Raw genomic sequence first — 9,734 nt, forward strand, 5'->3', positions numbered from 1 at the left:
TTTCAGTTATCCGTGATCGCGCGTACCGCGAAGTAGAGGACAGAGGGTGCAACCAGGCAACCCAAGCCGGTATGAAATGTCGCAGTCAACGCGCCATACGGCACCAGACGCCGATCGGTCGCCGCAAGGCCGCCCGAGACGCCGCTGACCGTCCCCATCAAGCCACCGAACACCATGGCACTGCGTGGATTGTTGAGGCCGATCATCTTCGCCACGAAAGGCGTACCGATCATGACGATGACTGCCTTGAATACACCAGTCGCGATCGAAAGCGCAATAACCGGCGAGGATGCTCCGATCGCAGCTCCCGTGACAGGCCCCACGATGTAGGTGACTGCGCCGGCACCAATCGTCGTCATTGAGATCGCATCAGTATAGCCGAATGCCGCCGCAACGAACACGCCGAGAATGAACGGGACGACAGTTCCCAGTCCGAGCGCCACCGCGCCGATCACCCCGGCTTTGCGCGCATGGACGACATCGACCTCGAAGGCGGTGGCAACGATCGCGAAATCCCGCAGCATCGCGCCTCCCATCAAACCGACCCCGGCCAGCGCCGGCAGGTCGGCCACACCCTTTTCGCCACCGGTGGCAAGCCCCCCAAAAAAGGCCAGCGCGAGGCCTAACATGATCGCGATCGCCGAGCCGTGAATGCGGCCGAAGGTGAGATATTTCGAGATCGCTCCGGAGATCCACATGAGAATCCCGACTGCGGCAAACGCCGTGAGCAGGGTATTGGCGGCAAGAACGTGAGACATCATGTTCATCCGATCCTCCCGGACTTGAATGCAGGGCTGGCGAGCGCGCCGGCTTCGTGCGCTTCAATCTCGTCCATTGTTTCAACAGGACCGCTGAGCCGACCTATCAGCGCAACCATCGCGAAACACACCACCACTGCGCCGACTCCCGCGATGAGCACGATCGGGCCGCCCTCGACCGCGGCGACGACGTTCTGCTGCGCAGCCATGGCGACCACGATCGGAATGTAAAAGCTGCCCCAGAATTCGACCCCGGTCTTGAGCCCATGGCTGAGCAGGCCGCGTCGCACCAGCCAAAGACGGGCTGCGATCAAGAACATCATCGCGATGCCGACGCCGCCGACATTGGCTTTAACCCCAAGCGCCACGCCCAGGAGATCGCCCAGCCAAACCCCCAACAGGGTGCAGATCGAAAGCAATGCCACTCCGGAGATGGTCACGGCCGCCTCCTCTTTGCGAGCAGGTCGCTGCTACGGCAACTTGGGCAGATTGTATGCATAAACATCTCTTATTTCCTCTTATGTATGCGAATTATGGCTTCTTATGGGATCTACGCATACAATAATTGACATTGCAACGCAATACGCATACATAAACTTTATCGAAACCAGCGTCCGCATGCCGAGGAGCGAACATGAGCGATTGGGGTATGCAAAAGACGGCCTTGAGGGAGCGCCTGGTGGCCGGCAGCCGGCACGCGAACGGGAAGATCGTTCCGATTCCGAACCTTCCTGCATTCCTAAGAGCGGTGATCGGAACCGGCGACCGGGTGTGTCTCGAGGGAGACAATCAGAAACAGGCCGATATCCTCGCCTCGGCACTCGCAGAGCTCGACCCCCGCGAGGTTCGCGACCTGCATATGGTGCAGTCGGGCGTGGTCCTGCCCGCGCACCTCGATGTCTTCGAGAAGGGCATCGCCCGCCGGCTCGACTTTTCCTATTCAGGTCCGCAGTCCGCGCGCATCGCGCGGATGCTGTTCGGCCGCAAGATCGAACTCGGGGCCGTCCATACTTACCTGGAGCTGTTCGCCCGCTATTTCATCGATCTGACGCCGAATGTCGCGCTGATCGCAGCGGTGAGCGCCGACAGGGATGGCAACCTCTATACGGGCCCGAACACCGAAGACACCCCGACCGTCGTCGAGGCGACGAGCTACAAGAACGGTCTCGTCGTGGCGCAGGTCACTGAAATCGTCGACAAGGTGCCGCGGGTCGATATCCCCGGCGACCTCGTGCACTTCGTGGTCGAAGTGGGAAAGCCGTTCTACGTCGAACCTCTCTTCACGCGCGATCCGGCGGCTATCACCGAGACGCAGATCCTGACCGCGATGCTCGCCATCAAGGGGATCTATGCGCCCTACGGCGTGCGTCGGCTCAACCATGGAATCGGGTTCAATACGGCTGCCATCGAGTTGCTGCTGCCGACATACGGCGAGAGGCTCGGGCTCAAGGGCAAGGTTTGCACACACTTTGCCCTCAATCCGCACCCGACACTCATACCGGCGATCGAATCCGGCTGGGTCGAACAGGTCCACTGCTTTGGATCCGAAGTGGGCATGGAGGACTATGTCGCCGCCCGACCGGACATCTTCTTCACGGGACCCGATGGATCATTGCGATCGAACCGCGCCTTCTGCCAGACGGCAGGCCTCTATGCCTGCGACATGTTCATCGGATCGACGCTCCAGATCGACCTCGGAGGTCACAGCTCGACAGTGACGACCAACCGCATCGCCGGCTTCGGCGGTGCCCCGAACATGGGTTCGGATCCGCGTGGCCGCCGTCACCCGAGCGAGCCCTGGCTCAAGGCCGGTGCGGAGGCCGATCCGAATTCTGCTGCCGCCTTGCGCCGTGGCCGCAAGCTCGTGGTGCAGATCGGTGAGACCTTTGGTGACCGCAATGCACCGCTGTTCGTCGAGCGGCTGGATGCGCTTGAGCTGACGCGCGAGCTCGATCTCGATCTCGCACCGGTGATGGTCTACTCCGACGACGTGACCCACATCGTCACCGAAGAGGGAATTGCCAATCTGCTTCTGTGTCGGAGCAAGCACGAGCGCGAGCACGCGATACGGGGCGTCGCAGGATACACGGAGATCGGCCGCGGCCGTGATCCGAAGATGGTCGAGCGGCTGCGCGCGCGCGGCGTGATCCGGCGGCCCGAAGACCTCGGCATTGATCCGCTCGACGCCGATCGCCGTCTGCTGGCGGCCCGCTCGATCAAGGATCTCATGCTGGCATCCGAGGGACTTTATCGGCCGCCCAGCCGCTTCCGCAATTGGTGAGGAGTTCGCATGGAGAAGCTCAGCTTTAGACTCGACGCACCGACCCGTGCCAGCGGCAGCCGCAAGCAGGCGATCGTCGGTGTCGTCGCTTCGGGCAATCTGGAGGTCTTGCTGGAAAGAGCCTTGCCGTCCGAGGTCTGCACGATCGACATCGCCACGGCCGCCCACGGTTTCGGGGCCGTGTGGGACGCCGTCGTCCGCGACTTCGTCGCACGCCGGGCTGCCGGTGGTCTGCGCATTTCCGTCAATGATGGCGGAGCCCGGCCCGACACGGTGGCCCTTCGTCTCGCGCAGGGCGTCCGTTTGATCGAGGAGCCGGAAGCATGACAAATACCAAAGCCAACGCGGCCGCGCTGAGCTGGTATGAAGCCAGCGCCCGACAACGCATCGACGCCCTGCTCGATCCCGGCAGCTTCCACGAATTCATCGGACCGGAGCAGCGGGAAAAGAGCCCGCATCTTTCGATTTTCGACCTCCCTGAGCAATTCGACGACGGCATCGTCATCGGCCGCGGCCGCCTCGACGGATCTTCAATACTCATCGCCGCCCAAGAGGGCCGCTTCATGGGAGGCGCCTTCGGTGAAATCCATGGCGCCAAGCTCACCGGGCTGTTGCGCGCGGCACGAAAGCTCCAGCAGGACGTGCTGATCCTGTTCGATACTGGCGGGGTGCGTCTCCAGGAAGCCAATGCCGGGGAACTTGCGATCGCGGAGATCATGCGCGCGGTGATCGAGGCACGGCGCGCCGGCATCAGGGTCGTCGGGCTGATCGGCGGACGGGCCGGATGCTACGGCGGTGGCAGCCTGATCGCCGGCACCTGTTCAAGCCTTATCATCTCGGAGCAAGGCCGGCTCAGTGTCAGCGGCCCCGAGGTCATCGAAACCAACAAGGGCATTGAGGAATTCGACTCGCGGGATCGCGCCCTCGTATGGCGCACAATGGGTGGCAAACATCGCTACCTGATCGGCGGCGCCGACATGTTCGTCGATGACGAGGCAATGGCGTTTCGCGACGCCGCGATCACCGCGCTCCAGCGTGGCAGGCGATGCGACCTCGCCGTTCTCGAGGCCGAGCAACAGCGCCTGGAGCGACGATTGAAGCGCTTCGGCGATGCCGGAGATGCCGTCGAGGTCTGGCAAACCATCGGCGTCGAAAAGCCAACGGATATCCCCGGGCTTCCAATCAACGCATTCCTTCAGCGCACGGCCGACAAAAGGGAGAATGCCGATGACGCTCGATGACATCCTGGCCAGCCTGTTCCCGGACGGAAGCGATATTCAGATAGCCGACACGGATGTCGTTGGGCGGGCGACCCTGCCCGATGGAAGGCCGATCCATGTGCTTGGCATCACCCAAGGGGCACCGCTCGGGGTGGACGAGGCGATTGCATTGGCGGGACGGGTCATCGAGATCGTCGCATCGGGCGATCGGGCCCCCATCCTGCTGCTGGTGGATTCCGCCAGCCAGCGCATGAGCAAGCGCGACGAACTGCTCGGCCTCAGCGAATACCTTGCGCACCTCGCCAAGGCCTTGCAGTTGGCCGAAGCCGAGGGCCATCGGACCATCGGCTTGCTCTACGGCGGCAGCGCGGCCGGGGCGTTCATCGCGACCGCGCTCGCCACCAGCACGCTGGTTGCGCTTCCCTCTGCCCAGCCGGCGGTCATGGACCTGCCTTCGATGGCCCGGGTGACCAAGCTTCCAATCGACGTGCTGAAGGCCAAAGCGGAGACGACATCGGTTTTTGCCCCCGGTCTCGACAACATGGTGCGGACCGGCGGCGTCCACCTGGTCTGGGACGCGGGCGCGCCGTTGGCTGCGCAGCTTGCCGCGGCTCTGGAACGGCCGACCTGCGGCGATGAGCGCAATCGGCTCGGCGCTGAGCGCGGCGGGCGGCGAAAGGCGGCCGAGATCGCCGATCGGGTTGTGGCAATCGCAACGAACGCACGTCCCGGGTGATGCCATGCTCGAACCTCTCGACCGCCATACGATGGTGACGATATCAGCGGCAGTCTGGACCGCTGTCATGGCAGGGCATCCCGAACTCGCCGAACTCGCGATCGTCGAAGAATGGGCACGCGCTGGCCGACCGCTCGTGGTGCGGCGGCCAGGTTGCAGCGATCCTGACGGGTTGGTCCCGCTCGGCCTGCCGCTGCCGCCTTCCCACGGCAAGCGACGCATCGCTGTCGCGCTCGAGGCCAAGGAGATCATCGAATGGAGACCACCCCCGTTGCTGGCCGATGCGGCGGCAACTGCGCCGTCGAAATGGCAGGAAACGATCGATCGACTGCTCCGCCTTTGTCCGGAAACGCGCACATTCGGCAGCCTGGCGTGGCAGCACCTCACCGGCTTGCCCTATCTTTCTGATCAATCGGACCTCGACCTGCTTTGGCCAGTAGGTATAACCAAGCAGGCCAGTACCCTGCCCTCCGACATCGCCGAGATCGCGCGCCAGGCGCCCATGCGGCTGGACGGCGAGATCATTTGTGCGGCGGGCGGCGTGCAATGGCGTGAACTGACCGGCGACGACGCAGACGAGGTGCTCGTGAAGGGACCGGATGGCGTCCACGGCATGACCAAAGCAGCGTTTCTCTCCGGTGCACGCCCATGAACCTCGCACCGAAATGGCAATCGCTGCCTGACACCCAGGCGCACACGGAACGGCTCGGACACCTCGCGGCACTATGCCTGAAGCTCGAAGTGGAGACGTTTCCGAAACCGGGCCTCGTCAGCCATATCGACAACGGCTCTCACGGCGATATGGACGCCGACCTGCTTTGCCGGAGCGCCGACACCTTGAGGCCGTTCTTTGGAGATCTCGCTATCGCCGGCGCCGCAGGTGCCGGGATGGACCGATTGCGTGTGATCGGAATTGCGGCCGAGCGGGCGATGCTGGAGGTCACTTGCGGCGTCAACACTCATCGGGGCGCGATCTTCGGCATGGGCCTGCTTTGCGCAGCAGCCGGGTATCGGAATACGTTTGCTATCCGCAAGCCGCTTGGCAGATTGATCGCGCAGCGCTGGGGCGAAGCGATTCATTCGGGTCCGGTCTGTCTTCGCAGTCACGGCGCGGTTGCCGCGCGACGCTACGGCGCGGGCGGCGCGAGAGCGGAGGCCGCTCTCGGCATCCCTTCCGTTTATGATCTCGCCCTGCCTGCGTTGGGTGCGGCGCGCAAGCTTCTTCCCCATGACGAGGAAGCAGCCCGCATCCAGGCTTGCATGACGCTGATCGCCAACGTCGCCGACACTAATCTCTTGCATCGCGGAGGGGCGGAGGGGTTGCGCTTTGCGCAAGCCTGTGCGTCCGCATTCCTCGCGCAGGGCGGAGTGGGCAGTCCTGGCTGGCGTGCGGAGGCCGTCGCGATCCATCAGGCGTTCGTGGCGCGCAATCTGAGCCCCGGCGGATCTGCGGATTTGCTTGCCATGGCCCTGTTCGTCGATCGGCTGGAGACATGATGCTCGCGCTTCTCTGCGGCGGACAAGGAACCCTGTCGTCCGCGATGTTCGACCTGGTTGCCGATCAGGCTCGCGCAGAACCGGTCTTTGCCGCGGCGACACGCCAGCTCGGCCAGGATCCGCGTGACTTGCTTCGGACGCCCGAGGCTGAAGGCCCCTCGACCAACCATATCAGCCAGATCCTGACCGTGACGGCAGCGCTTGCAGCCCACGCATGTGTTGCTGACCTGCTTCCGAAGCAAACCGCTGTTGCAGGCTACAGCGTCGGTGAAATGGCGGCGTGGAGCATCGCAGGCATTTGGACGGCGGACGAAGCCTTGCGGCTCACGGACATTCGTGCCCGCCTGATGGAAAGCGCGGCGGAACAGCCTGGCCGCCTCGCATATATCCGCGGGCTTGATCGCCACGCGTTGGAGCCGCTGCTTCAACATCGCCGCTGCGCGATCGCCATTACGAACCCCGGCGATCTCTTCGTGATCGGAGGCGCCGAGCAGGACGTGACCGATCTCTGTCATGAAGCAGAGGCAAAAGGCGCGGCGCGAACCGGCCTTCTCGCGGTGAAAATCGCATCGCACACGACCCACCTCGAGCGGGCGTGGAAGCCCTTCCAGCAGGTGCTGACCGCGAGCCGATGCTCGCCCATTGCAAGCCGGTACACCTTATTGAACGGCAGCGACGGAGCGCGGATCTTTTTCGCAGACAGGGCGATCGAAAAGCTGGCGCGCCAGGTCGCACGCCCCATCGACTGGTCGGCGACGCTCCAGGCCTTGGCGGAGTTGGGCGTGAGCAAGGTGCTGGACTTGGGGCCAGGACATGCACTGGCAGAGATGATGCAAGCCTCCTTCCCATCGATCCGGTGCTACTCCGCGGACGGATTTCGCACGATGGACGGCTTGCGAAACTGGATCGCTTCCGACTAAGAGCAGCGCGATCTTTGGGCCCAGCGGCAGCGTCACCTCGGTCTCGGCACGGCGCGCCTCGCGGCGAGGAAGTCTCGAGAGTCGATCATCGCTGCGGTGAGCGTGCGGTAGTTGACAGCTGATCCAGAGCGCGGCCACCAAGGGGAGCCGCAGTGAACTTCGAACTGCTCGGCGGCCTGATCGCGGAAGAGCTCCATGGAGAGATGACCTGTGCGGCGGTTCGAAGTCGGTGTTGCCGTCGTCGGTTGCCATGGGGTGAGGCCCTTTGCCGAACCGGCCGCGCCCATCGCGGCCTTCGTGGCGATCTGGTGACGGCAGGCGGAACGGACCGGAACCCGAAGTACAGCGGAGGGCCGAAGATCAGCGGAGGATGGCAGAGCTCGCGGCTATTTTGTTTGGCGATGCAAAGGCGCGGAGCACGCGCTGGCGGAAAATAGCCGCGACCTATGCCATCGCCGGGCCGCCCCCGCCTGCCGTTCGATCGCCCTCTAGAAGGCCGGGGGTGCGACTCTGTCGGCAGGGCTTGACCTCATGTGCCCGGTCACGACAGCACCCGAGCCGACCGCAGTCACCTGGTCTTGGTCGTGGCGAGGCGCATGAAGCGCGCGACGTCCTGGGGAGCGAACTGGACGCGCAAGGCTGAGCGCAGTTCATCGAGGCCGAAGACGCGTAGATCCTCATTGAAGTCCGAAAGCCGAGGCGCCAGTGTGATAGCGTTGATACCAGCCTCCGCGGCGCGTTTGGACAGGCTCGCCACTGCTAGGTCTCCAGCCGAATCGGCATCGCGCGCGATGTAGAGTCGTTGCAACGTCAGTGGAAGCTGTAGAGCAGCAAGATGGATTGCGGAAAGCGCCGCGGCCATTGGCAGCGTCGGAGCTGCGCATCGGAGCGACAGCATGGTCTCGATGCCCTCCCCCGCCGCGAGCACCTCCTCGGCCGCCCCGAACCGAACCGCGTTACCGAGAAGGTCACCCATCGCCCGTCGCGGCGTGTCAACTTTAGCCTTGCCGAGGCGCACGGGATCGAAGCCGTTAGGATCAAGCCAGGTGCGATGCGCGCCGGTTATACGCCCCTCCCTGTCCGTTACACAAGCGATCAATGCCGGCCGGACCCCGGCCGGTGTGTCGTCATCGGGACGGTAGTAGCAGCGTGGATGGAAACGCAGGGCATCTTCACGCCAAAGCGTGATGCCACGATTGCGCAAATAGCGCTCCGCGAGCGTCCGGGCAATCGGGCGCGACATTGCGAAGAGCCGCCGGGCCGCCTCCGGCGAGCCGGCCAAGGTGTGTCCTTGCGCAATCTTGGGCGAAGGCTCTGTGGTCGGGCGAGACAGCTTGAGAAAGCGCCGTGCCTCGTCTGCCACATCACGAAAATCAAGGAGCCCACAGCTTTCGCGGATGACGTCGAGCAGGTCGCCGTATTCACCTGTTGCGGCATCGGTCCACTTGCCGGCCGGCCCCTTGGACGACTCCTTCAGTCGGACGAACATCGAGCGTCCCGCCGCGTTGCGGGCGTCACCAACCAGCCAATAATGCCCCTGGCGCCGACCACTGGAGAGATAATGACGGCACACCGCCTCGGCCTCGCGCGCGAGACGGTGCGCCAGTTCGGCAGCATCGCGTGCCATCACATGCCCCCCTGCCCAGCCACGTTCTCGACCGGATCGCGCCGCAGCACCGTTGCCAGGCGCTTTTGCTTCACGGGCAATCCGACCACTCGATTGCGCCTGCAGCGAGGCGCCACATAGAACACGCCCCTCTCGTTCGCTTCCACATCGATGACGACATCCTTGTTAAGCGATGAGTACGCTGGGATGCTTGCTGCGGGTTGCTCTATCGAAACGTCCACCAACACGCGACGGACGCCGGACTGGCCTGGCATCAGCTTGTTGAAGGGAATGTCACGTGATCGTGACAAGATGATCTGTTGGACGGCCTTCGTCATTTCGGTTCTCCACAACGGCCGGCCGAGAGCCTCTCTCTCGGCCTTGAACCGTCGCGGAAACCCACCGGCCACTCTCACTCTTCCGGATCTGCTAAAGGAGACCTCAAGCTGCCACAATCCGGACCTTCTGCCGCTGTCTCGACAACTGGATCGGGCAAAAAGCCGAGAATGTAATTCGCCGCCTTGCCGGCCTGGCTTGCTGCGCGGACGATTGCCCGATTGTCCTCGCGCAGAACGTCAAGCCACGAGGCGATGTAATCGGCATGGCGCACCGTCGGCACGATCCCGAGCGAGGCACAGCAGAAAGCGGCGTTCAGTTCGGCAATTTATCTGAACAGTCAAGCTGTCTCAGTGCCGGCTAAGGCCTGCAAACACGGG

General features: G+C 63.7%; 11 protein-coding genes and 2 pseudogenes. 7 read left to right on the top strand and 6 right to left on the bottom strand.

What is annotated here, in order from left to right:
* Positions 1 to 2 precede the first annotated feature (2 nt).
* A complete protein-coding gene (madM, locus tag ACFFWD_RS12805) occupies positions 3 to 767 on the bottom strand; it encodes a malonate transporter subunit MadM (RefSeq protein WP_376965497.1) in 765 nt (254 codons plus the stop codon).
* Positions 764 to 1,198 carry a malonate transporter subunit MadL gene (gene madL, locus ACFFWD_RS12810; protein ID WP_376965499.1) on the bottom strand — a complete coding sequence of 145 codons (435 nt, stop codon included), beginning with the start codon at positions 1,196 to 1,198 and terminating at the stop codon, positions 764 to 766. The genes madM and madL overlap by 4 nt, the downstream gene beginning before the upstream one ends.
* Positions 1,199 to 1,392: 194 nt before the next feature.
* On the opposite strand from madL, the gene mdcA reads away from it, so the two are divergent.
* The 7 genes from mdcA to ACFFWD_RS12845 are packed head-to-tail and all read left to right on the top strand — an operon-like array spanning position 1,393 to position 7,412.
* Positions 1,393 to 3,039, top strand: a complete 1,647-nt coding sequence (mdcA, locus tag ACFFWD_RS12815; RefSeq protein WP_376965501.1) for a malonate decarboxylase subunit alpha — start codon at positions 1,393 to 1,395, stop codon at positions 3,037 to 3,039.
* Between the two features lie 9 nt (positions 3,040 to 3,048).
* A complete protein-coding gene (gene mdcC / locus ACFFWD_RS12820) occupies positions 3,049 to 3,366 on the top strand; it encodes a malonate decarboxylase acyl carrier protein (protein WP_376965503.1) in 318 nt (105 codons plus the stop codon).
* The gene (locus ACFFWD_RS12825) at positions 3,363 to 4,280 is read left to right on the top strand and encodes a biotin-independent malonate decarboxylase subunit beta (RefSeq protein WP_376965505.1); all 918 of its coding nucleotides are present in this window, start codon (positions 3,363 to 3,365) and stop codon (positions 4,278 to 4,280) included. Before mdcC ends, ACFFWD_RS12825 begins: the two co-directional genes overlap by 4 nt.
* Positions 4,267 to 4,995: a biotin-independent malonate decarboxylase subunit gamma gene (gene mdcE, locus ACFFWD_RS12830; RefSeq protein ID WP_376965507.1), complete on the top strand. Its 729-nt coding sequence runs from the start codon at positions 4,267 to 4,269 to the stop codon at positions 4,993 to 4,995. Before ACFFWD_RS12825 ends, mdcE begins: the two co-directional genes overlap by 14 nt.
* A 4-nt stretch (positions 4,996 to 4,999) precedes the next feature.
* Complete coding sequence (mdcG, locus tag ACFFWD_RS12835) at positions 5,000 to 5,647, top strand: malonate decarboxylase holo-[acyl-carrier-protein] synthase (RefSeq protein WP_376965509.1); 648 nt, start codon at positions 5,000 to 5,002, stop codon at positions 5,645 to 5,647.
* A complete protein-coding gene (gene mdcB, locus ACFFWD_RS12840; RefSeq protein ID WP_376965511.1) occupies positions 5,644 to 6,492 on the top strand; it encodes a triphosphoribosyl-dephospho-CoA synthase MdcB in 849 nt (282 codons plus the stop codon). Before mdcG ends, mdcB begins: the two co-directional genes overlap by 4 nt.
* Positions 6,492 to 7,412, top strand: a complete 921-nt coding sequence (locus tag ACFFWD_RS12845) for an acyltransferase domain-containing protein (protein WP_376965513.1) — start codon at positions 6,492 to 6,494, stop codon at positions 7,410 to 7,412. Before mdcB ends, ACFFWD_RS12845 begins: the two co-directional genes overlap by 1 nt.
* 3 nt (positions 7,413 to 7,415) lie before the next feature.
* Here ACFFWD_RS12845 and ACFFWD_RS12850 read toward each other — a convergent pair.
* From ACFFWD_RS12850 to ACFFWD_RS12865, 4 genes and pseudogenes are all read right to left on the bottom strand, one after another.
* Positions 7,416 to 7,609, bottom strand: a pseudogene (locus tag ACFFWD_RS12850) (hypothetical protein); the annotation flags it as partial.
* A 371-nt stretch (positions 7,610 to 7,980) separates the two neighbouring features.
* Positions 7,981 to 9,039, bottom strand: a complete 1,059-nt coding sequence (locus ACFFWD_RS12855; protein ID WP_376965515.1) for a DUF7146 domain-containing protein — start codon at positions 9,037 to 9,039, stop codon at positions 7,981 to 7,983.
* Complete coding sequence (locus tag ACFFWD_RS12860; RefSeq protein ID WP_376965517.1) at positions 9,039 to 9,356, bottom strand: hypothetical protein; 318 nt, start codon at positions 9,354 to 9,356, stop codon at positions 9,039 to 9,041. The genes ACFFWD_RS12855 and ACFFWD_RS12860 overlap by 1 nt, the downstream gene beginning before the upstream one ends.
* Before the next feature lie 74 nt (positions 9,357 to 9,430).
* A pseudogene (locus ACFFWD_RS12865) lies at positions 9,431 to 9,682 on the bottom strand (zincin-like metallopeptidase domain-containing protein); the annotation flags it as partial.
* Positions 9,683 to 9,734 lie beyond the last annotated feature (52 nt).

It is taken from the genome of Bradyrhizobium erythrophlei, from assembly GCF_042430365.1.
Taxonomy (GTDB): Bacteria; Pseudomonadota; Alphaproteobacteria; order Rhizobiales; family Xanthobacteraceae; genus Bradyrhizobium; species Bradyrhizobium erythrophlei.

What these genes read in the sequence shown, in the direction of transcription:
- madM (WP_376965497.1), bottom strand. Translation starts at nt 767, where the DNA reads ATGAACATGATGTCTCACGTTCTTGCCGCCAATACCCTGCTCACGGCG.
- ACFFWD_RS12825 (WP_376965505.1), top strand. Translation starts at nt 3,363, where the DNA reads ATGACAAATACCAAAGCCAACGCGGCCGCGCTGAGCTGGTATGAAGCC.
- ACFFWD_RS12855 (WP_376965515.1), bottom strand. Translation starts at nt 9,039, where the DNA reads ATGGCACGCGATGCTGCCGAACTGGCGCACCGTCTCGCGCGCGAGGCC.
- mdcC (WP_376965503.1), top strand. Translation starts at nt 3,049, where the DNA reads ATGGAGAAGCTCAGCTTTAGACTCGACGCACCGACCCGTGCCAGCGGC.
- mdcB (WP_376965511.1), top strand. Translation starts at nt 5,644, where the DNA reads ATGAACCTCGCACCGAAATGGCAATCGCTGCCTGACACCCAGGCGCAC.
- mdcG (WP_376965509.1), top strand. Translation starts at nt 5,000, where the DNA reads ATGCTCGAACCTCTCGACCGCCATACGATGGTGACGATATCAGCGGCA.
- ACFFWD_RS12860 (WP_376965517.1), bottom strand. Translation starts at nt 9,356, where the DNA reads ATGACGAAGGCCGTCCAACAGATCATCTTGTCACGATCACGTGACATT.
- mdcE (WP_376965507.1), top strand. Translation starts at nt 4,267, where the DNA reads ATGACGCTCGATGACATCCTGGCCAGCCTGTTCCCGGACGGAAGCGAT.
- mdcA (WP_376965501.1), top strand. Translation starts at nt 1,393, where the DNA reads ATGAGCGATTGGGGTATGCAAAAGACGGCCTTGAGGGAGCGCCTGGTG.
- ACFFWD_RS12845 (WP_376965513.1), top strand. Translation starts at nt 6,492, where the DNA reads ATGCTCGCGCTTCTCTGCGGCGGACAAGGAACCCTGTCGTCCGCGATG.